Origin of the sequence: Candidatus Ancaeobacter aquaticus (assembly GCA_030765405.1) — a bacterium.
Classification (GTDB): Bacteria; Auribacterota; Ancaeobacteria; order Ancaeobacterales; family Ancaeobacteraceae; genus Ancaeobacter; species Ancaeobacter aquaticus.
Genome location: JAVCCP010000040.1, coordinates 170,231 through 193,987, shown reverse-complemented (window position 1 = coordinate 193,987; position 23,757 = coordinate 170,231). Strand labels below are relative to the sequence as shown.

The 23,757-nt window shown below is 36.7% G+C and carries 20 protein-coding genes and 2 tRNA genes; 7 read left to right on the top strand and 15 right to left on the bottom strand.

The genetic code is table 11. The annotated features are described in order from the left end of the window. Positions 1 to 60: 60 nt before the first annotated feature. The 10 genes from P9M13_04980 to P9M13_04935 all read right to left on the bottom strand — a co-directional run bounded on the left by P9M13_04980 (position 61) and on the right by P9M13_04935 (position 11,206). Positions 61 to 1,545 (bottom strand): radical SAM protein, encoded by a 1,485-nt coding sequence (locus P9M13_04980; GenBank protein MDP8262638.1) that lies wholly within the window; start codon positions 1,543 to 1,545, stop codon positions 61 to 63. Positions 1,546 to 1,557: 12 nt separating this feature from the next. Continuing rightward, entirely contained in the window at positions 1,558 to 2,523 is a 966-nt protein-coding gene (locus tag P9M13_04975) for a glycosyltransferase (protein ID MDP8262637.1), read from the bottom strand. A gap of 78 nt (positions 2,524 to 2,601) precedes the next feature. Next, entirely contained in the window at positions 2,602 to 3,378 is a 777-nt protein-coding gene (locus tag P9M13_04970) for a glycosyltransferase family 2 protein (GenBank protein ID MDP8262636.1), read from the bottom strand. Then, positions 3,329 to 4,645: an oligosaccharide flippase family protein gene (locus P9M13_04965; GenBank protein MDP8262635.1), complete on the bottom strand. Its 1,317-nt coding sequence runs from the start codon at positions 4,643 to 4,645 to the stop codon at positions 3,329 to 3,331. The genes P9M13_04970 and P9M13_04965 overlap by 50 nt, the downstream gene beginning before the upstream one ends. Positions 4,646 to 4,648: 3 nt before the next feature. Next, positions 4,649 to 5,164 (bottom strand): hypothetical protein, encoded by a 516-nt coding sequence (locus tag P9M13_04960; GenBank protein MDP8262634.1) that lies wholly within the window; start codon positions 5,162 to 5,164, stop codon positions 4,649 to 4,651. 5 nt (positions 5,165 to 5,169) lie between these two features. Next, positions 5,170 to 6,207 carry an NAD-dependent epimerase/dehydratase family protein gene (locus P9M13_04955; protein MDP8262633.1) on the bottom strand — a complete coding sequence of 346 codons (1,038 nt, stop codon included), beginning with the start codon at positions 6,205 to 6,207 and terminating at the stop codon, positions 5,170 to 5,172. A 148-nt stretch (positions 6,208 to 6,355) separates the two neighbouring features. Next, complete coding sequence (locus tag P9M13_04950) at positions 6,356 to 8,173, bottom strand: ATP-binding protein (GenBank protein ID MDP8262632.1); 1,818 nt, start codon at positions 8,171 to 8,173, stop codon at positions 6,356 to 6,358. 9 nt (positions 8,174 to 8,182) lie between these two features. Then, a complete protein-coding gene (locus P9M13_04945; GenBank protein MDP8262631.1) occupies positions 8,183 to 9,142 on the bottom strand; it encodes an ABC transporter substrate-binding protein in 960 nt (319 codons plus the stop codon). 42 nt (positions 9,143 to 9,184) lie between these two features. Further along, a complete protein-coding gene (locus P9M13_04940) occupies positions 9,185 to 10,150 on the bottom strand; it encodes an ABC transporter substrate-binding protein (GenBank protein MDP8262630.1) in 966 nt (321 codons plus the stop codon). 66 nt (positions 10,151 to 10,216) lie between these two features. Next, complete coding sequence (locus P9M13_04935) at positions 10,217 to 11,206, bottom strand: ABC transporter substrate-binding protein (protein MDP8262629.1); 990 nt, start codon at positions 11,204 to 11,206, stop codon at positions 10,217 to 10,219. Between the two features lie 185 nt (positions 11,207 to 11,391). Here P9M13_04935 and P9M13_04930 point away from each other — a divergent pair, with 185 nt between their 5' ends. From P9M13_04930 to P9M13_04905, 6 genes are read left to right on the top strand one after another with little or no spacing between them, the layout of a single operon-like run. After that, a complete protein-coding gene (locus tag P9M13_04930; protein MDP8262628.1) occupies positions 11,392 to 12,339 on the top strand; it encodes a glycosyltransferase family 2 protein in 948 nt (315 codons plus the stop codon). Between the two features lie 15 nt (positions 12,340 to 12,354). Beyond that, on the top strand, positions 12,355 to 13,500 hold the full coding sequence (locus P9M13_04925; GenBank protein ID MDP8262627.1) for a DUF748 domain-containing protein: 1,146 nt from the start codon (positions 12,355 to 12,357) through the stop codon (positions 13,498 to 13,500). Between the two features lie 21 nt (positions 13,501 to 13,521). Beyond that, the gene (gene mtnP, locus P9M13_04920) at positions 13,522 to 14,382 is read left to right on the top strand and encodes an S-methyl-5'-thioadenosine phosphorylase (GenBank protein MDP8262626.1); all 861 of its coding nucleotides are present in this window, start codon (positions 13,522 to 13,524) and stop codon (positions 14,380 to 14,382) included. 54 nt (positions 14,383 to 14,436) lie between these two features. Further along, on the top strand, positions 14,437 to 15,768 hold the full coding sequence (locus tag P9M13_04915; GenBank protein MDP8262625.1) for an NCS2 family permease: 1,332 nt from the start codon (positions 14,437 to 14,439) through the stop codon (positions 15,766 to 15,768). 13 nt (positions 15,769 to 15,781) lie between these two features. Next, entirely contained in the window at positions 15,782 to 17,332 is a 1,551-nt protein-coding gene (locus tag P9M13_04910; protein ID MDP8262624.1) for a hypothetical protein, read from the top strand. Positions 17,333 to 17,380: 48 nt separating this feature from the next. After that, positions 17,381 to 18,055 (top strand): hypothetical protein, encoded by a 675-nt coding sequence (locus P9M13_04905; GenBank protein ID MDP8262623.1) that lies wholly within the window; start codon positions 17,381 to 17,383, stop codon positions 18,053 to 18,055. A gap of 176 nt (positions 18,056 to 18,231) precedes the next feature. Here P9M13_04905 and P9M13_04900 read toward each other — a convergent pair. Then, a tRNA-Met gene (locus P9M13_04900) sits at positions 18,232 to 18,304 on the bottom strand. A 95-nt stretch (positions 18,305 to 18,399) separates the two neighbouring features. Beyond that, a tRNA-Met gene (locus tag P9M13_04895) sits at positions 18,400 to 18,476 on the bottom strand. Positions 18,477 to 18,671: 195 nt separating this feature from the next. Between P9M13_04895 and trpS the strand changes: the two genes are divergently transcribed. Then, complete coding sequence (trpS, locus tag P9M13_04890) at positions 18,672 to 19,634, top strand: tryptophan--tRNA ligase (protein ID MDP8262622.1); 963 nt, start codon at positions 18,672 to 18,674, stop codon at positions 19,632 to 19,634. A 184-nt stretch (positions 19,635 to 19,818) separates the two neighbouring features. Here trpS and P9M13_04885 read toward each other — a convergent pair whose 3' ends face one another. The 3 genes from P9M13_04885 to P9M13_04875 form a co-directional block, all read right to left on the bottom strand. After that, entirely contained in the window at positions 19,819 to 20,004 is a 186-nt protein-coding gene (locus P9M13_04885; GenBank protein ID MDP8262621.1) for a hypothetical protein, read from the bottom strand. Between the two features lie 297 nt (positions 20,005 to 20,301). Next, complete coding sequence (locus P9M13_04880; GenBank protein ID MDP8262620.1) at positions 20,302 to 21,726, bottom strand: sigma-54 dependent transcriptional regulator; 1,425 nt, start codon at positions 21,724 to 21,726, stop codon at positions 20,302 to 20,304. A gap of 10 nt (positions 21,727 to 21,736) precedes the next feature. Next, positions 21,737 to 23,737, bottom strand: a complete 2,001-nt coding sequence (locus P9M13_04875; protein MDP8262619.1) for an ATP-binding protein — start codon at positions 23,735 to 23,737, stop codon at positions 21,737 to 21,739. Positions 23,738 to 23,757: the final 20 nt, after the last annotated feature.

Genomic DNA, 23,757 nt, shown 5'->3' with positions numbered 1-23,757 from the left:
GCCCTGCCCTACACTTTTTTATTACATAGGCTAAAAAGCTTGTGACTTACAGCTTATAGCTTAAGTCTTACAGCTGTTTTTACAAGCGCATTTCTTTCCACGAAAATCAGTCAAATGTCCAATAACAGCTTTTGCCGCACGCCAGATAAACTTAATGTCTTCAGTGTTTCTTATTGAGATTAATTTTCTAAAAATAAATTCTGGATTAAATGCAACTTTATAGACCGACTGTACCGCTTCCATCAATTTTTCTTCCGGCATCGGTGTTATCATAATCGGTTCTCTCATATCGTAACAAGACCAGTCTTCTGTTTTCAGCCACCCATTCTTTTTACATTCGTCAAAAAGAGGCGTTCCCGGATAAGGGATAACAACAGTCGACTGCAGGGTATGCGCATATCCCTTTTTCATCAAATAACACCCCAAATCAACCGTGCGCTGCACATCATCAATATCTTCCCACGGATAACCGAACATTATTGTTATATGTGGAGATAACCCAGCTTTACTTGCCATTTTGCACGATTCAATAATCTTGTCCTTAGTTAATCCTCCGCCTTTTTTAACTCGCTCAAGTGTCTTCTGATTAGCTGATTCCAAACCAAAGAGCATAAAACGAAACCCGGCTTTTCGCATCAATTTATATTCATCAAATGAAAGCGCGCCAAAACGCATATTGCAATCCATGATTATCTTTTTGTTATAGCCACGCTCAATCATGCCATTACAAAATTCATGCAACCATTCACCAATTGGAAAAGAACCGCTATCATCCATTATCTCCTTAACACCATACTTTTCTATAAGTATGCCTATTTCATCTAATAGCTTTTTCGGAGTCCTCGACGAATATTTAGGATATATTGTCGTCCAAGAACAAAACGTACATTTATGATACCAGCAATCACGTGCCGCCATGGTATATGTCCCCGGCAAGCGACTATAATTACCGTTTTCTTCGCTATATAACAGCCACTTTGTCATATCTCTGTCTATCATAGGTAACGTGTTAAGATCCTGATCTAAATTAAACTTCCCGGTTGATGTTACCTGGCCATCTTTCCTCATCCAAATACCGGGCTCTAAAGTTTCATTCTTAGAAAGATTGTTACAAAGAGACAGGAGAAGAAAATCGTAGTTTCCGCCCGTTAAAATATAGTCAACGGGAGAATTATTGAATGATTCTTCTGGAAGAGCAGTAACATGATCCCCAAAAAGAACAATTTTACACTCCGGTAGTTCCTTTTTTAGGTCATCTATTATTTTCCAGTGATGTTGAACAACGGGGGCTTTAGTTTCCAGCGCGACAACATCCGGATTTAGTTCTTTGAAATACTTAAGAAAATCGTTATAAGACATCTTTTCGGCTATCCCGTCTTTCCAACAAACATCATACCCTTTCTCTTTAAGTAACGATGCTGCACAAGATGGCACCATCGGATATATGTATGTGGGATTATGAAACCATTGAAACTGTCTATTCTGCGAAAGTAAAGGCACTCCTTTTTCACTTTCAATCGGTGGATATGCAATCAATACCTTCACTACGTCCTCCTATTATAATTTTTTACTACAAAGACCTTTGAGAAAAAAAACTCCATAGGTACAATTTGTCAGCACAATACCTATAAAGGTTAATATGCTTCCCCTAAATGAGTTAAGCTTTTGAGAATTAATAATCGCACATAATAAATAAACGATGATAATACCACAATAAAGATATAAAAATAAGATATTTAACAAGAATAATAGCCATCCGAAAACGACACCGCAAACAAACATCGATGGGATAAAATAAGATAATCGCATTGACGTCTCGGGGAATTTTTTCACAAAATACCCGCGATGCTTCGCATAGTTTGTGATCTGTTTTAAGTGAGGCTTGAATACTGCCCGTCTATGGTGATAAACGAGGGCCAATGGCTCATAAACTATTTTTTTCTTTAATTTTTTGGTAATCTTAAGGCAAAGCACAGTATCCTCCCCCGGATAATATGTACTGTCAAAACCACCAACTTCATCAAAAACGCTTTTGCGGACAATAAAGTTACAGCTCGGATAATCATCTACAAGCCTTTTCTTTCCCGGACGATAACGATAGGTATTGGCCCCTGAGGCCATCCACGAGTCATAAATTGCGCCACTCACTTGCTGGAGCAATGAATCAGAGTATGGAGTCACACCGGGACCGCCAACAGCAGCAACATCAGGATCGCTAAAATTTCTCACCGCGACACCTAACCATTCACCCACTGGATACGCATCATCGTCAATGAAAGCAAGAATTTCTCCAGTTGCTTTCTTTGCACCAATATCTCTTTTCTCAGATGGACCCATTGGACCTGTTGGAATTATCTTTACCTGTTTCTTATCTGAGTGTTTAAAGGAGCCAGAACAATCATCCGGAAGAACAATAATTTCGAAATTGGGATACAATAAATTAAGACATGCTTCTACCGATTCATTGAGATAATCATTGTAATTCTTAATCGGTATAATGATAGATACTTTAAGTGCAGACATACATAATCCATACTCTATTCATATTATATGTATTATTTGTAAATACTAGCCAAAAACTGATTGCCGCTTACCTCGGAATTACTCACCGTCATCTTCGATAGCTTCCTTCTCTATATGATCATAATACCGCATAATATACATTCGGTAAAATATAGCCAGGGTATCAAGTCCGGTGTACCACAAATCCGTAAACTTCATCCTCCCCCATCTCACTTCTCTTCTAAACTCAAGTTCGATAGGCGCTTCTGCAATGCTATAGCCTAGACGGTGTACATTGGCCAATATTTCTATATCAAATGCCCAGCGTTTACACAACACTTTGGGAAAAACATTCTTCAATACTTCATGTTTAAACAATTTTATACCCGTCTGCGTATCCCGTAGTGGCAAACCAAAAAGGAGCCACAGTATAATATAATACACTTTACTGACAAAAACTCTTCTTTTGGGAAGTTTCAGTTTCGAATCAGGATGCCACTTTGACCCAACAACAACATCAGCATTTTCCAGTTTCATTTTTGCAAATAATGTATAGAGTTGTTTAGGATGGAGATCAAGATCAGCATCAAGAAAGGCAACAATATCACCTGTAGCAAATTTGTAACCAAACTTGAGAGCTCGACCTTTACCGTAATTATTTCTATTCCTTTTAACCAAGACATTCGGGTCGTCTTTGAATGCTTCTAAGGCAAGTGCATACGTTTTATCACGACTGCCGTCATCAATGAATATTATCTCATAATCACAATCAAGATCATGGAATAACTTCTTTGTCTCATTTATATTGGTAACAATGAGATCGGCCTCATTGTATGCCGGCATTAATATAGAGATCTTCCCCTTGAACTCCTTCACCTTCTACCTCTTTTGTAAATAAAATGATTATAAAACTAATAATAAAAAGAAGATATCCAATAATTCCAAAAGTGCAAATTACCTGCAAAAGCGTTGCATGGAAAAGATATAAGCCCCCTATCAAAACAGCAACACTTATTGCTAGCAGATACAGTATATTTGTCCTGTGTAACGCAAGATTATAATAAATAATAATACATAAAAGCCCGTACGGAATTACCATCAGACCAAAATACCGCATTAGTGTAATAATTGTGTCTTTATATTCAGGCAATATCATCTTACCCTTTAAAAGGAAATTGATTAACAGATCAGGGAATATCATACATATCGCTAACCCAACACATAAAACGGCTATTATCAAAATAAGCGCCTTCTTCAGCAATGGAAATGTCTTTTTACCGAGTGAATGCGCAGCAGAAACCTTAGGGAATAAAGCGCCTGCAAAAGCCGCTGGAGGAAACAAAAATGCCTTACCAATAAGAGCACACGTAGAGTAATATCCTGCAACTTCCGGTGAAAAATAATGTTTCACAACTAGCGTGTCATAATAAGTAAGAAAGCCAAAACAGAATATCGCTATTCCTACAGGCACCAAATACTGATATATTTCTTTTTTATCAATTGAGACATCCTCAACCGTTTTATGAAGAGAAAAATAACGTTTTAGGGGAAAACAAGAAATAATAATACTGACAATCACTGAAATGACTATCCCCCATAAAGCACCGTTTACACCAAAACCTGCCATTACCAATAAGGCTGCAAATATAACTTTGCCTACAGTACTAATTATGTTTACCGATCCAAAAACCAAAAACGCCTGTAACCCTTGCAGCATTCCTGCTGTAACAGTGGTAATAAATGCAAGAGCAAGTACAATACCAACAATAATTATAGGGATCCTTGTATCGATATTTAAATACATCCCAATATATTTGCTAAATATGACAAACAACACAAAAAGCAATAAACCTATCACAGTTAGTTTTTTTAATGATTTCACAAAAAGCAAACTTATCTTGTCATCTTGCCCTAATCCACGATATTTTGAAACATACTTGGTAATCACTACTGCAACAGTGGTTATAGGAATACCAATAATCATAAAGAGCGCTAAAAGAGAGTAGAGCACCCCGTATTCAGAAGGCGTAAGCATTCTGATCATAAGAACGTGATAGAGATAATTCGCAAAACCGGCAATGAGTGTCGCCGCAAGCATTATGCTTCCATGTTTCACTAAATTGTCAGACGCATGCTCATTCATATATTATTTCGCTCCCAATGCTTCTTTGGCTTCTTCTATCCATTCGAGTTTATCGCCTTTTTTCAGATATTTCTTAAATAATTTACGAGCTTGTGCATTTTCATCACATTCTTTATATATCTTAGCTAGCTGATACACAGTATCCATATCTTCTTTATTTCTCATGTATAAAATCTCAAAACACTCTTTTGCCTGAGTTAAATCACCCTTTAAAGAACACACTCTCCCTTTTTCATATAGCTGGTCATCAGTATCACTACCATCTGTATCAACCTTACCGTCTACAACGTACATTTCTCTAATATCCAACAGATTATAGAGCCATACAAAGGATACCACCAAAAACAACAAGACCATTAAAATATGATCGAGATACACTAAGCCGAATAGCCCCATAATTAAATGTGATAGACAATATGCATAGAGGAGCAGTATCACTATACCGCGAACATACTGTCTTTTCACTATCTGCCCAACCCCACAAAACAGTGATAAAAATATAATGTAAAGTGCTCTCATACCATCTATTTCTTTAGATAATTCGGTTTTAATGTTTCATATATTTCTCGAAATACTTCCTCTAGCCCTATCTCAATATCCCAATCAAAATCACGTTGCGCTTTACGTATATCACTGACGTACACTTGATGATCTCCGAGCCTCGCTTCAGGAACGATCGTATAATTCATCTTTTTTCCGGTCATATTTTCAATAAGTGAAATAGCCTCAAGAAGTGAGATAGTATTTTTTCTTCCGCCGCCGATGTTGTATACCTCGCCTTTTTTTGGATTTTCAATAAACTTTTTAAATAATTTTGCAAGATCACGTGCATGAATGACGTCTCGAACCTGCTTTCCCTTATACCCGTATATATTAAGATTTTCACCCGACAAATTTTTCATCATAAAGAATGGTTCCCAGTTATGCAATTCTACCGCATGTGCCGCACCACCGGTAATACACCCCATACGAAAAACACCGGTAGTCATACCATATGTTGCGGCAAATTCTTGTGTATAGAGATCTGCAGCAGTTTTTGAGACACCAAAAGGTGTATGGGTCCCCTTATCGATAGGAAAATTTTCATCAATTGCATCAATATCTTTAAAATCGTATCTCGTTTCTTTTTCAATGAGAGCTAAACGATTTGGATTATCCCCATACACTTTATTGGTAGAACAATGGATAAAAATACACTTAGGATTGTTTTTACGCAAAAAATCTAACAGTTGAAATGTCCCCACCACATTGATGGAGAAATCTTCAGCAGGAATTTCAACTGACCGTGGATGCGATGGTTGTGCAGCGGTGTGAATAACAGCATCAGCTTCTTTCAGGTATTTCCCTATTGTCTCAATATCTCTTATATCAGCCTCTACATGGATAACATTATCTGACCCGGACAATATTTTTTCAACATTCTCTTCAGTATTACCAAGTTCCCCAAAAATCTTCCCACGCTGATAGTTATCAATACTGACAACACTATCACCCGCATTGCCAAACAAATTACAACATTCTGTTCCCACTAATCCCGCCCCACCTGTTACAACAATCTTCATTGAAACTAATCCTTTCTAAGTATTGTTTAATCAAAAAACTACAAAAATATCCGCATATGTAAAAACGTGAAATTTACCACAATTACAACTAATGGTCAACTATATAGCATTAAGTATTTAGATATAAGAGCTTTACGTCAAAGAAACCTCATGATGAGGTAACATTCGGAAGAGGAAGTTCAATATTAAACGTCGTTCCCTCATTAACAACACTATCAACGGCAATCACGCCTCCGTGCCTTTCAACTATACTTTTACAAAACGTTAGGCCAAGTCCCGTACCCCGTGCTTTAGTGCTGTATAAAGGATCAAAAATTTTACCAAGACTTTCTTCTGATATTCCAGAACCGGTATCTTTTATAATAACACGCAATGCCGAATCAGTTTTTTCTGTAGATACCACTATTTTACCGCTCACAAGAGGCATCGATTGAATTGCATTGGTAATAATATTCTGAAATACTCTTCCCATCAAGAGCGGATCGATTGATAACGTGGAGTCTGCAGAACAAAAACGCACTTTAGAAACAATGTTTGATGGTAGCTCAATACCATCAAGTATTTCCTTAATTAATTTATGAATATTAGCATTTGTTAGTTTTGGCTCTTTCTCTCGTGCAAAGTCCAATATCTGAGAAATAATTTGCGTCGCATCATCAACTTCCTTTTCAATAATATCAAGCTGTTCCTTTGCCTCTTCATTAACCTTACCTATATCAAACATATTCAGGTAATACACAGAGTTTCTTATTATCGCCAACGGATTACGTAACTCGTGACCCACAATACTTGCTAATTTACCTATTGTTGTTAGTTTTTCAGAGTAAATCAGCTTATCTTGGGCTACTTTAAGCTGCGCGGTTCTTTCGCTAATCTTTGCCTCTAAATCTTCATACATTTCCTTTAAACGTTTTGTCATAAGATTAAAAGCATGGGCTAAATCTTCTATCTCATCACCGGTATGGGTATCGATCTGGATATCAAGATTACCTTCTTTAATCTTTTGGGCACTATCATGTAAAACAATGAGAGGTTTAATTTTACGTCTCACAATCAAGACACCAAGACCTATAATGAGAACTGACACAATAACGCTGATAAAACCAATGCGGTGAATCATTTTATATATCGGCATAAAAACAAACACATACGGTTCTTCAACGATTACCCCCCACCCAAGATACGGTAAACGTTCATATACACCAAACACCACTATTCCTTCAGGTGATTTATATTGATAATACTTCTGAGGATGTTCCTTTAATTCACTAATAACATCTTTAACGGAAGGAATTTCGGAAAGATTCTTTTTCGCTTTTACCCAGCTATAATTCGGATACGCAACAATATCTCCTCTGTTATCCACAATATATACAATACGTTTTAATGTATTCTCTTCTTCTATCAATCTGGTAAAATGCGCAAGTGACATCTCAATAACCACAACGCCGCTACACTGCGAAATATTTTCTCCAATACGCGAAGAAAGCAAAATGGAACGTTTCCCATCCTCATTAACATACACGGGACTAATATATGTTCCGTTCACGTGAGCAATGACAAACCTGTTAGCGTCTGAATATTTTTTCCCTTTTGAAACCAAACGATTAGCGCGGGTAATTTCAGCGATCTCTACACCCTTATTGTCCAATAATTGCGCTGTGGCTATACTGGGATTCAATGCAAGAAAATGATATAAACGCTCCCTTATCTGCTCATTTGACGATGAAAGAAGCACCTGTGCTTTTGTAAAGTTCTTTAAGCTATCTAATCGCACAACTAATTCCCGCTTCACATCGAATGCAACTAATTTTGCATTCATCTTAAGCGATTCATAGGTTGCATCCTTCAGCATGCGCACACTTACGTCAATTGCAACATACGCGGTAATGCCTATCGAAAACAACACACATATTAAGAAAAATACAATCACCTTTTTTTCTAGCTTATTTGTCTTTCTGATCACGCTACATCCTCATTTTTTCCTGCGCACAAAACCTGTATCTATTAATTCATGGACGTGCGTTTGTCCGATATGCACACCTTGCTTTTTTAGCATATAATTCAAAGCATTTATTATTTCTGTAATCTTATTTGTCGTCATAATTGTTTCTGACTCGTTGCGGTCATATACTTTTAAATCGCTCAAACACTCAGAAAACTCATCAGGGGTAACACCTTCTGCAGCAGCCATTATTTTGATTGCCTCTTTCGGTCTTTTTTTTAAAAAATCAACCGCCCTAAACCACGCACGCAAAAATTTATTAATATCTTTTTTTCTGAGTAAAAAAGATTGCTCTGAGGCAACAATAACTGATCGTGGTGAAATCGAGGAGAATTCTTGAGAAAATAGTATTCTTCCCTGCCCTTTTTTAAGTGCTTTCGCAAGATACGGGGGATAGCAAAATACAGCATTAACATCTCCGCGAACAAAGCTGTCTACCGCTTCGTCAGTTGGCTGAAAATTAACATGAACACTTTTTTGTGCCCCGGGAGTTTTCTGAATAAGCGACTGTAAATAATAGTACCCATCGGTCCCCTTTTCCACAGCAATCGGTTTTTCTTTATGCCGAACAATGTCTTTTACAGTCTTAAGTGACTTTTTTCCTACAAGAACATCACCTTTAAACTTGTCTGTAATGGCAATAATCCTACCTTTATGACCACTCACAAGATAACTAAGCAAAGTCTCTACTGAAAGATCAGTTTTCCCCTTATTAAATGATTGCACCGTGCTTTCCCAACTTGAATACTGCGACACGATAACATCTAGTCCTTCATCCTCAAAATAACCATTGTGCTTTGCAACCCATATGATTTCACATCCAGGTCGAGGAAACACCCCTACCCTAAGAGGTTCCCTCAATAAATATCCGCACGAAACACACAGAACACAAACACATCCTATTACAGCGCCTATTACCGTTTTTTTCATTCTTTCATGCTCTCACTTTTATCATTAAACAACAGAGTACCTTTACCTATCATAAAAAAGGTCCGGATAAATATATTTCTTAATATCCGGCACATTCTTTATCATGCCATATCTTTTCATATGCCCGGCAATCTCTTTAACAAAAATAAACATTTGGCCAAAACTCTTACCATCACCAAACACTTCAGAATTCACCTTTTGATCTCCAATTCTAAGGCTGCTTAAAACATTTTTTACTGTTTCAGGAGAAACGTGTTCAGCATCAGAAATAGCAACAACAGTTTTAGAATAATTATCTCGAAGATATTCCACTGTTTCATACCATGCGTCGATTATACGCCGAATATTCCGAGGATTTTTTTGTGCATATTCTTTCCTAACAATAAGTGCATCAACGATTTTCTCGGGAAGATCACGTGTCGTAAACACTATACGCCCGGCACCTTCATTTACTGCGTATGTCACGTATGGTTCCCAGGCAGCAAAAGCATCAACACTACCTCCAACAAACAATTCAACTGCCTCGTCGGCATATATGTTTCTTACGGCAATATCCTTAACCTTCACATCACGAGAATCAAGCGCTCTCAAAAAAAGATATTGCGATACAGTCCCGTACTGAATACCTGCGACATGCCCTTTAAGCCCTTTTAAATTGCGACACTTTTCCTTAACAACAATACCGTCAGACCCATTTGAATAATCAAGTACGAGTGGTATAACAAATTCATATCCCTTATCTATTAGCTCAATTATTTCAACAATAGACAATACTGCAGCATCAACTTTGCCTTTAATAAAATCATCTTTCGTCTCTGCCGTACCACCACGCCTAAACAATTGCACCCGCAGCCCCTCTTTTCTAAAAATCCCCTCCTGCTGCGCAAACTGTATCAATGAGGATCCAGGACGTGTCGACAGCCCAATTTTTACTGTACTATCTGTGTTTCGCCCACAGCCAAGCAAGCAAAGAACACAAAACATTATACCTATAAAATATTTATACATTATTTCACCGTTTCATATATCTCAACCTATTATGTCATTTTCTTTATAGCCCGTTTCTAACAAGGTTTACTTTTTTTTCTTTTTATACGCATTCTCTATAAAATCAGTATCTATAAGATTTTCAACTGATATATCTTTCTTTACTAATTTCATTTTCTTTAAATAATCAATAATACGTTCAAAGTGTTCTTTTTTTGGTATCAAATCATTAAAAGAGATCATATCATCCGGACGCGTTAATACGTCAAAAACAACCCGACTATCTACCCCATAATAGCCAGAACATATTTCCGATGCTTCTTGTGGATGGTATTCGATAAAATCTGCTGCATCAACGACAGCATCTACAAGCTCCTGAACGATTTTCTTCTGCTTTTCAATTAACATATTGCTGATCATTAACACCCCTCCTGGATGTGATGGCCATATTTCTTTACTGCATGCAATAATTTTTCCGGCATTTCTCTCTTCAGTTGAACGACAAATTGGCTCTTCAGACACAAACCCTTGTGTTTCTTTCCTACTTAAGCTTGCAAACATGTCTGCAGGAGACATGCTAACAATCTTTACTTCTTTTTTATATTTAACGCCGTTTTGTAAGAGATACCTATACAGTATTATATGGGGGATCGAATAGATGTGCGGAACAGCAACAACAGAAACACGACCTTTGAGATCATCTATATTCTCAATTCCGCTCCACCTACCCATAACAATTGCACTACCATTTTCACAACCCAATGACACACAAGTAAACGGAAACTTTTTCTCTCTGAATTTTATTATCAGTGGTGCAGGCATAAAGGCCCCATCAAGCTCACTCTCTTCTAACGCTTTTACCATGTCGTCCCATGAAGTATACTTTCGTAGCTGTAAGGAAAAATTCTGAAATTCACCTTTATGTAGTTCAAATGCAATAGGAATTGTCAAATGTGCGGTTACAGGCATGTATCCTATGGTAATAACAGGTTTTTTTGCATCACATACTCCGTCACCTGTTAAGAAAACTACTATAAGAACAAAATAAGAAATTGTTACACCTATGTATCTTTTCATATGGGCTATTATATGCGCAAAGTGTTTTTACAACAATTCTTTTTTGAATAATGGAATCAAAAATCTCTCATAAATTTAATGCCTATTTCTGATATAAGTGATATTATATTGTTTTTACTTAGTAAATGTAACTGATGGTTTTACTTACATGACTTTAACCAATAAACAATTTCGTGCCTGACTATATGATTTCTGCGGTTATCAATACTCTCAATGCTGAAAGATCCATTGAAAGAACTCTTGTATCTCTTAAAGACAGAGTGGAAGAAATTGTAGTAGTAGATATGCACAGTGACGATGCTACCGTCAGTGTTTGCAAAAAATATACTGATAAAATATATTTTTTTGACCGCACGGGATATGTTGAACCTGCCCGCAATTTTGCTATCGAAAAAGCATCGCATCCTTACATTCTCGTCATTGACGCGGATGAAGAAGCCCCACCACAGCTACTAGAACGTTTACGTGAACTAACACAGCAGGATTCCGCGTGTGATTATGTAAAAATCCCTATGCGCACATATTTTCTCGGTCACTCAATGCATAACAAGTCAATGTGGCCTGATTATCATATCCGTTTTTTCAAAAAAGGCATGGTCTCTTGGAACAATCACATCCATTCTTTCCCTAATGTAACCGGTAAAGAACTTTTATTGGAAGCAGAAGATGAACTGGCATTAAAACACTATTTTTGCGAAAAAATATCAGATTTTTTAAAAAGAATCGATGGATACACGGATAAAGAAGCTGAATCACTCCTATTACATAACACTCATTTTCGCTGGCAGGGGCTATTGCGCTCACCGACAAGAGAGTTCACGAAACGATTCTTTAAGTTTGAGGGATACATTGATGGTTCTTATGGCCTTATATACTCACTTCTCATGGCATGCTACGGATTCATCTCCTACGCAAAAGCTTTTGAACGTGGGCACACGCACACAGAATCTCTAAGCAAGAAAAATTCTTTTCTTTCAGACACAGTACAGGAACTGTATAAATGTTTTTTGCATATCATTGGCGGTATAGCACGTTTGCAAAATAAGATTCTCGGCACTTTTTCTTATAAAAATATCTTCCCATCTATAAAATTAAAAGTAATATACATATGTGCTAACATTTTGAAGAAATAACCCCCTGAGAACAAAATGAGACTAAAAAAATACATTATACTCTTAATTGTCTTGCCTCTTATTTTTCATATCGCCATGTATTTTTTTTCTATTCCTTACGCAAAACCGTTTATTGAGGAACAATTAAAAGCATCGCTCGGCACTCAGGTTTCAATACAAGATGCGCGTATTTATTTACTTACCCGTTCCATTCATATATCTCAACCGAAAATTGAGATAGAGGTTAACAATAAAAAAGAAACGCTATTTAAGGCAAAAAAAATAAAATTAAGATTTAAGCTCTTACCCTTACTGCAAAAAAAATTCATATTCAGCAATGCCGCGGTCTATTCACCTGTCTTTCATATAGAAAGAAACGCACAGGGGGAATATAATTACGACGAATACATCAAACGTATCACTCGATCGTTTACACCTAGTGCATTACTCACAAATCTCTTTAAACCTGATAGCGCATATGCAGAAACACTATCAGACACAAACAGCAACAGCACAGATACCGCTACTACGGATAATTACACCTTTTACGTTAATAAATTATATATAAAAAATGGCACTATCCATTTTAAGGATTTCTATACAACTCCGACAAATAACCTAACGCTCTTTAACATCAAATTAGCGACTACTCAAAGATATAACGACAAAACTAACGACATAATTGCTATAAAATTTAAGCTTTTTGCATCATCAAACCCTACGAATAACAACACACATAATATTAGAATAGCCGGTGAAATAGATCCGTCACAGGCTCACGAATCACCCTATTTCACATTAAACACAACAATATCTCAATTTAACACCATGAAAATCTGGCCATATATTACTCAATATGTCCCTTTCACTATTGACCGCGGATCGATCAATATTAATTCGCAGGTCAAATGTACCGATGGAGTATTTACGGATTCCAAACAGACAATAACCATAGAGCAACTAAACATACTTTCCTGGGATACAGATTTTTCTGAAGACAAAACTATGGGTTTCTCAAATAAACTCATTATGGACTTTGTTGAAAAGAACAAAGACTCACTATCATTCGATTTTTATATCACCGGAAACATCAAGGAAATCCATATCACACCGGGCGAACTTGTTATTAGAGCTTTTACTGAAACACTGCTCAGTAACGCGGTAAAAAAACTTATTGAATAAATATATGAGAAGGAGGAGTAATTGGAATCAAAAATCGGAATTATTGGTGGCAGCGGTTTATACAATATTGATGGCTTATCTAAAATTAAAAAAGTAAACGTAACGACACCGTTTGGAAAGCCCTCAGACACACTCGTGCAAGGTGATATACACGGACACACGGTATATTTTCTTCCACGACACGGGGCGAACCACACAATTTTACCTTCAGAACTCAATTTTAAGGCAAACATCTATGCGTTTAAAAAATTGGGTGTTGGAACAATCTTATCGGTAAGCGCTGTCGGAAGCTTGAAAAAGAAATACAAACCACGTGATATTGTACTCGTTGACCAATTTTATGACAGAACAGATGGGAGAAACAGCACATTCTTTGGCAACGGTATTGTTGCTCACATATCATTCTCCCATCCAATATGTCCCCAATTACATTCTCTTGTATATAAATCATGCAAAAAACTTAAGTTAAAGGCACACAAATCAGGAACATATATAAATATGGAGGGGCCCGCATTCTCTACATATGCCGAGTCTATGACATATAGAAAACTTGGTTTTGATATTATTGGCATGACAAATTTACAGGAAGCAAAACTCGCACGTGAAGCTGAGATATGTTACGTTTCTATAAGTATGGTAACGGATTATGACTGCTGGCATACGGAGGAAGAGATCGTCTCCGTTGACGCAATAATAGAAAACCTAAACAAAAACGCAGAAAATGCAAAACGTATATTACTCGAAACCATCAAAAGCTTACCGATAAAAGACACCTGTGTATGCAAAAACGCCCTACAACACGCAATTATGACTCCAATGAAGTTTGTCCCTGCAGCAACGAAAAAAAAGTTAGGGCCAATAATTAAAAAATATCTAACATAAACATCATACGGCACAAAATACATCACACACAATCTGGTGTACAGAAAAAAGCTCATGAAGAAATTGGTTACTTTTTTCCGTTTACATGAAAACAACACTACTATTTCCCGCGAAATAATAGCGGGAGCGACCACTTTCATGACGCTTTCCTATATCATTTTCGTGCAGCCTGCTGTACTTTCATCGTGCGGTATGGATTTTGGCGCTGTCATGATGGCAACCTGCATTGGAAGCGCCCTTGCGACTTTTCTCATGGGATTTTTGGCGAATTATCCTATCGCGCTTGCTCCTGCAATGGGACATAACTTTTATTTTGCATTTGTTGTATGCGGAATAATGAAAATACCCTGGCAAATTGCACTAGCAGCAAATTTTGTTTCTGGAATACTCCTTCTTATTCTCACTCTTTTCAAATTTCGCGAAAAGCTTATAAATGCTATTCCTCAATGCCTCAAAGATGGAATAGCAGTGGGAATAGGACTCCTCATTACCCTAGTAGGTTTAGAATGGGCAGGTATAGTTGTCGCCCATAAAGGGACACTTATCGGCCTCGGTGACCTCAACAACAACTATGTCCTTTTATCTTTATTCGGACTATTACTAATCTCGATCCTGCATGCATTAAAGATTAAAGGAGCAATACTCTGGGGAATTCTCATTACAGCTATTCTGGGTATCATTACAAAAACTGTTCTTTTTCAAGGGGTTTTCAGCGCTCCACCATCTATAGCCCCAACATTGTTTAAATTTGATTTTTCAGGTCTTTTTGCATGGAATATGATCTCTGTTATTTTTGTTCTTTTTTTCTTAGATTTATTCGATACAATAGGCACGTTAATCGGAATCGGTGAACAAGGAGGTTTTATTAAAAATGGCAAATTCCCTCGTGCTGGACGGGCGCTTATGTCTGATGCGATAGGAACAACAGCAGGGACGGTCTTGGGTACTTCGACCATTACCTGCTACATCGAAAGTGCAGCGGGTGTTTCAGCAGGCGGAAGAACAGGTCTCGCAAACATGGTTACCGGAACACTTATGCTTTGTGCTATCTTCCTCTACCCCCTTGCCAAGATGTTCGGCGGAGGAATAGAAACATCTCCGGGCACATACGTATATCCTGTCATAGCACCCGCTCTCATATTTATTGGCAGCATGATGATCAAAAGTATCCGAAATATAAATTGGGACGATACCACAGAATCTATCCCAACGTTCCTCACAATGATTATTATGCCATTTGCGTTTGGCATCACAGAGGGCATAGCATTCGGATTTATTTCATATGCGCTGCTAAAGCTCGTAACCGGAAAAGGAAAAGAAGTACACTGGATTGTGTATTTATTTGCATTTTTATTTGTATTGCGTTACATTTATTTAACACAATAACAGAAGGCATACTATGAAAACCATACTATCAGGTATTACGGTGATTTTGCTATCCATCTCATTAAACGCTCCAGTCTTCGGCAAGGAACAAAGCAAACCAACTCAAATAAAGAAGATTAATGTCCTCGAGTACCACCTTCCCGAGACACTTGGAACAATTAAAGAAAGGCACAACGGCACAAACGGCGCCACTATATGTTATATACAGGATGCGCACTGTAATTTTGAGGCGCAAAATAATAATGCTCAGATCCTTAAAGACCTGGTAAAAAATTATGGATTTAAACTTGTTGCGGTAGAGGGCTCAACCGGCATTATTGACACAAGCCCCTTTGCGCAATTCCCCGATAAAGACATTAAAACTGAAGTCGCAACATACTTCATGAAAAAAGGAAGAATCACCGGACCTGAATATTTATCCATCACCACAGATCTCCCGTTTACTATCTATGGCATTGAAAATGAAGATGTCTATAAAGAAAACTATGACGCATTTATAACAACAATTAATCTAAAAGATAAGATAAAGAACGTACTCCCCTCTCTGGAAAGAAATACAGCCCTCCTAAAACAGAATATTTATTCACCCGAATTAAAAGAAATTGATGAGCACATTGAAAAATACCACAACAATACAATTCAGTTTCTAGCCTATGCGCAATTTTTAAATCGTATTGCAACAAAAAAAGAAATCGATCTAAAACTATACCCTAACTTCAGCAATCAGAATACAGCTTCGCTTTTGGAAAAGAAAATTGATTTCAAAAAAGTTGATACCCAAAGAGGAAAGCTTATTGATGCTTTAAGCAAGAAAATGAATAAAGGTGATATTACTCAACTCGTTTCAAAAAGTTTATCTTTTAGGCTCGGAAAAATTCCCGCGTATGATTACTATACCTACCTTAAAACCCTGGCAACAAAAAAAGAAATCAATATGAAACACTACAAAGATTTATCTTATTATATAGAGTACATATCTATCTTGAGCAACATAAACACCTCAAAGCTTATTAAGGAATGTGATGCACTTGCCGATGCTATTAAAGAAAAATCCTTCAAAAATAACGATGAAAGAACTATTAACACCGTATCAAAGAATCTCTACACACTCAAAAACTTATTTGACTTAACGCTCTCTCCGGACGATTATGATTATTTCAAAAATAATAAATCACAGTTTAATGCACAAGATATCTTATCAATATTTAATAAATACAAATACAAGTACAACCTTACACTACCGAGCGAAAAAGACTTAAGAGTAATCGACGACAATATCGCTCAAGCAGTACATTTTTATAATGCAGCTCGAAAACGAGATAATATCCTTATTGATAATACTATTAAAAAGATGAATAACGACGGCATCGATAAAGCTGTCCTTGTAACCGGAGGATTTCACACTGATGGCATTGCGAACATTCTGAAAGAAAAAGGAATTTCTTATATTATTATCACACCGCGCATTACTGATATGTCGTCTGAAAATCCATATCTTGACGTAATGCTAAACAAAAAAACACCATTTGAAGAACTGCTCATGAGTTCTGAACCAGCAAAATAACATTTTAGGTATTACTTCGCACCTATAAGCTCTTCTAAAAGAATAACTATGGAATTGTATACCCCCTCAGCAAAAAATGCGTTACGAAACAGTTTCTGGCTTGTATTTGACAATATCGGCATTTTAATTGTTTTTAATCTTATATTTTTACTATCTTCGTCCCTTTTAATCACAATACCCCTGTCATGCGGGGCGATTTTCCATGTAACACAAAAAATAATTGAAAACAAAGAAACCACACTCGCTGATTACTACAGAGGAATTTTACTCTACGGAATACGATTCTCTCTGACATATGGTGCTTATATTCTTATTATTATTTTATGCCTCATAAACATTATGTTTTACACACATTTCGACAGCTTGCTCTCACTTGTTCTCTTAGGATGGACAATACTTTTTCTTTTAACTGGTCTGCTTATGGCCCTCTATATATCAACGCTCATACTTACTACGAAAAATATTTTTTCCGTTTTAAAAACTTCATTTGTCTTTTTAGCGACAAACCTTATTTTTTCATTAAAGATCTTTTTATTGTTAGCTCTGCTCACAACTGCATTTCTTTTAACTCTAGCGCCATTCTTCTTCATTCTATTTAGTTTTGTTGCCATGTTTCTTAATTGCGCCTATATAGAGGTAACGACACGCTATACAGGCAAAAAGCTTACCTACGCCCATAACAGGTCATTTGTGAAGGAATTTCTTGTTCCTCCGAGAGCATAGGATGTCCCCCCTTTGTCAGGGGTTGTAGACATAAAAACATACCTAAGGAGAGCCATTCAATGTTATGATCCCCCCTAGATTTTCTCGGGCTTCGCCTCCAAAATCATAAAACAGGGGGGATAGTTCAACTATAAAAAAAGCCACGCATAATAAAATGCGTGGCTTTTTAGTTTCACTAGCGGAGAAGGGACTCGAACCCCTGACAAAGAGATTATGATTCTCCTGCTCTACCAACTGAGCTACTCCGCCATAATTTCGGTGCCCGGTGTTCATAAAAAACATAGTACTATAACCATTCACCGCAAAAAAATTAGCAGACAATAAAATCTGCCTTTATAGGATATTGGTTGCGGGGGACCGATTCGAACGGACGACCTCCGGGTTATGAGCCCGACGAGCTACCAGACTGCTCCACCCCGCGATATTTCAAAAGAGCGATGATTATAGTGTAGACCCTCCAATTATGTCAAATCAATTTTTTTATTTTTGTTCACTCTTCATATGTTACTCTCTCATATATTTACATTATTTTATTGATTTTACCACTCACATGAACTATAAATGTATCGTTTATTAAACGTAAAAACACATAATTTATTAACTATAAGAGGGTTACATGAGAGTATTATCAGGCATCCAACCATCAGGCAGACTGCATATCGGCAACTACTTCGGTGCGATCAAACAGCATATTGAGCTGCAGAAAAATAATGAGTGTTACTACTTTATTGCTGATTATCACGCCTTAACGACAATTAAAGATGCCCGCCTGTTAAAGGATAATATAGCTAATGTCGCACTTGATTATTATGCTCTCGGATTAGATAGTGCAAAAACCGTATTTTTTAAGCAGTCTGATGTTCCCCAAGTAACAGAACTGGCGTGGATTTTATCTACTCTTGCACCACTAGGCCTCTTGGAACGATGTCATTCATATAAAGATAAAATCGCTCACGGAATAACACCTCACTTAGGTGTTTTCTCATATCCTGTACTTATGGCTTCAGACATACTCATATACAAACCTGATCTCGTTCCTGTCGGAAAAGACCAGAAACAACACATTGAAGTAACACGTGATCTTGCAACTAAATTTAATTGTACCTATAAAAAATATTTCAAGCTTCCAAATGAACATATATTGCCCCATTACGCAATCATTCCCGGTATCGACGGACAAAAAATGAGCAAATCATACAAAAACACTATTGATATCTTTGCTGAAGAAAATCAGCTCAAAAAACGTGTCATGAGCATCAAAACTGACTCAACGCCTATTGCAGAACCAAAAGATCCTTCACAGTGTACTGTCTACAATTTATACTCTCTTTTTGCTACATCTGAAGAAAAAGATGATATGGCAAAACGTTATCGTGAAGGTGGTACCGGTTACAAAGATTTTAAAGAAGCTCTTCTTAAAAAAATAACTACTTACTTCAGCCCCTATTACGAGAAAAGAAGAGAGCTTTCCGAGGATCCTCGTTACATTCATGCATTACTTGAAGAAGGAGCCGAAAAAGCACGTCAAGTTGCGATCAAAACACTTCAGGAAATAAAAAAGATTATCGGAATACTATAGTTTGTGTTATTACATTGATGACTCGACGACAGATTTTAGTCTAATAAATGTGTCCACATTAAATATCTCACTTGTCCTCATTGGCAAACTAAAATATATCTCATTATCAATATGACTTCTAACAGCAAAGATCTCAGAAGTTTGTATTTTCAAGCTTCGTACCATATCAGCAAAAGAAATATCCCTATCCAAAAAATGTTACTTCATCAATATTAAATCGTTTAAGATTAGATTTTGAAAATATAGGAATTATACGAGCGTATAACTGTCCAGATTCATCAATAACAGTATTGCGCAACATATCAGTATTAAGTAACCCCTTATATTCACTCTCATCTATTATCTTTAGACGGGATAAAATAGGACTCATAGTTCGCACAAAATCAAAATGATCTCTCGATTGTGGCGAATGTATTAATATATAAGAATTAAAAGTGGGATTATCACTTCAAATAAGTCATTTTCAGAATAGGAAAGACTATTTGATAATCCAGTTACTGCAACTGCTATTTTAGATAGATTTTTACATCATTGTCATGTTGTTAACATTAAAGGCAATAGTTATAAACTTAAAGAATACAAACTGCGAAAGGAGGATGGTGCTTTCAAATGGTACATTTTTAAACGCTGATTGACATCAAGGCATGAGGCTAAAAATTGTGTAGAATTAATTCTGAAAAGATGATTTATCCGGAAGGATGTCGTTTAGACTGTCCTGATTATCTTTAAAACGAATATCGATACCTAATTTATCCACCTTATATTTCAATATTCTCCTGGTTGTTCCAAGGAATTCAGCAGCATTTGAAAGAACACCATTACTACGAGACAATGCATCTTCAATAATTCTTCGTTCATAGGTCGAAACAGATCCTTCGAGTGTAAACCCTTCAGTCCTTCCTGAATCTTCCATTTCCGTAATTACTTCGTGCAAACGTATTTGTGGTGATAAATGATAAGGGTATATTGTCTCTGAATCAACTGTGACAATTACTCTTTCTATAACATTTCGTAGCTCTCTAACATTTCCCGGCCAATCATAATTCATAAGACATTGAACTCCTTCATCAGAAAACATCTTTACCGGTGAATTGATCTTTTGTGATAACTGCTTAAAGAAATGATCTATAAGTTTAGGTATATCACTTTTGCGTTCTCTTAATGGCGGAATCTCAATAGGAACAACAGCAACCCTGTAATAAAGATCCTCGCGGAATTTACCTTCTCGCACCGCCTCCATTAAATCCTTATTGCTTGCAGCAATAAAACGCACATCTACCTTAATAAGTTCTGTACCCCCAACTCGCCTAAATTCCCTTTCTTGTAATACACGCAATAATTTTGCCTGTAAAGAAAGTGATGTATCAATAATTTCATCAAGAAAGAGTGTGCCGTTATGAGCAAGTTCAAATGTACCTTTCTTAGTGGCCATTGCACCTGTAAAAGACCCTTTTTCATGGCCAAAAAGTTCGCTTTCAAGCAAACTTTCTGTAATAGAAGCAGAATTAACGGCAATAAATGGTCCGTCTTTACGGCTACCAGTATAATGTACAGCACGAGAAACAAGTTCTTTCCCTGTTCCGCTTTCTCCAATAATGAGGACATTTGAATCAGTATCTTTTACTCTTTCAACTGTTCGCAAAACATCATTGATTCCCTTATCATTACCAACTATTGCACTAACATATTTTGATTGTTCACAGTTTGAATCACCTTGAGTATTAACAACATCTTTTTGAAACGCTTTTTTGATCACATTTCTAATCTCATCAACATTAAATGGCTTACTGATATAATCAAACGCTCCCATGCGCATTGCTTCAACAGCGGTACGTATTGTTTTCGTTGCAGTAACCATAATAACCGGTATGTGCATATTTACCGAACGGATTTGCTTTAATACTTCTAGACCATCCATACCAGGCATAATGACATCCAATATCACTAAATGTACATTAAGCTTATTAAGTTTATCAAGAGCCATCTCACCATCATCAGCTACTGTTACAAGATAATCATCTTTTAATATCATCTTGAATGACTCTTGCGCGCCCAGCTCATCGTCAACGACCAAAATATGCCTTTTTGCCATAATGATATCCTTAATTTATTGCATGCTTTCCTAAACGACTAAAATTCTCAAAAATAAATTTCTTATTTGGTTCATACGGCAATATTACCGTTACATCGCTCCCTGCATCCTGAGTGCTCTTAAAGTGTATTGTCCCGTGATGCTCCTCTATAATCTTATTTGATATAGTAAGCCCTAATCCAAGCCCCCTGCTCTTTGTGCTGAAGAAAGGATCAAAAACATCTTCAAGTTTTTTGTGTGTTACACCTTTACCGCTATCATTAAATTGTATCACAAAACAGGGTATATTTTCGTAGCGTGATTCCTTTGTGCTAATAATAAGCCGGCCACCTTTTTGCATTGCCTGCACAGCATTTTGAATGATATTTTCAAACGCTTTCACCATCATCTCGCGATCAACCTCGATGGAAGATGACTGGTGGGCAAAGTTTTTATTGATGGTTATTGAGTTTTCATCATTAATTTTTACTTGAGACAAGCTTTTATCAATTAATTCATTAATATTAACACTAGAGTAATTCAAGCTTACCGGTTGAGCAAAGAAAAGCAGTTTATCAACAAGAGAATTCAAACGCTCAACCTCTTTCGTCATCACAGAAAAGAAATCTTTCCTGAACTGTTCATCAACATATTTTTCCGGCAACAGTTGCGTAAAAGTTTTTATTGATACAAGGCAATTTCTCAATTCATGAGAGCTTCTAAGTGCCATTTTGTTCACAAAGTCATACCGCTCTGATTTTCTTACCTCTTCTTCAATTTCTTTTTCATATGAAGGATCCTCAAATGTGCACGCCACCCCTGCTTTGTTTCCTTCTCTGTCAACAATTGTCCGTGCATTCACTTCAATTATTGAACTCTCATCATGTAATTCTACATTTTGTATAGTATGCTCTTTAGTGCCATTAATCATGCTACTGACCAACGACAGGAAATCCTGCGGCAATTGAGCTTTTTTCGTTTCAAGATTTTCTTCCTGAGTTATATTAAATATTCGTGAAGCTGTATTATTAATATCACACAGATTCCCTTTTCCATCAAATGTCACCACACCGGTATTCATAACATGTATAAGTTTATCAGCAAAATAACTTCTCATAAAATAGTGCTTATAATCACTCATTCTTTCAATTACTTCACCAAGTGCAGACGACAGCTCGTAAAAAGACATGAGCTCTTCTTCACTGTGTGCACCGCCGAGCATCTTATTATTAAACACAAATGCACCCAAGAAACCTTTTTTTGAGTATATGGGAAGGGCATAAAACGCTTTTAGTATTGTAAACTCTTTTTCTGCTTTATAATCATGTATCGTATTCTTATCAAGTATTGACAGCTCTCTTGAAAGATGAGAAAGGATCCCATCATTTTCTGAAAACTTTGCATATTGCAGGATTTTTTCTTCGAAACCAAAAGCGCTTCTAATGCTGTATGACTCTTTACCTTCATCCTTGAGAATTACTGCAGCTCTACTCACACGGCTCAATTCCTTGAACAAAACAAGAAAATTATCGAGAAACAAATCGTGATCATATATATTCCTGTTAAAAATGCTAAATAATTTCAGGAGAATACTCTGGGTAGCTGTTTGAGCTGAGGTTCGTGAAGCACTTTGCTGAGGTGCTGTATTATATCTTGTATTTTGTATGGTTTCTTTTTTTGTATATGCATTCAGCTCGCGATTAATAATTGTTCGTATTGTATCACTATTAAACGATTTAAAAAGAAAGGTATCAACAAAATCACCCTTAAATTCACTGAGTATCTGCTTCTCGCTTTCGTCAAACAGCGCTACAATAGGTATATCAATGCCGTTCTCTTTAATAAGGTTTATAATATGCGCGGCATTGATATTATTATCGGTGAAATCAACTATTGCCAGATCGCTCATCGGGGCAATATCAGATATTTCACTCCACAAATCTCCGTAGAGCATATTATGATTTCGCGACAAAATATCATCGAGAAATGACTTTGTTTCGCTACTTTTTGCTATGACTAGTACTGAACCCATATTCTATGCACTTTCAAATA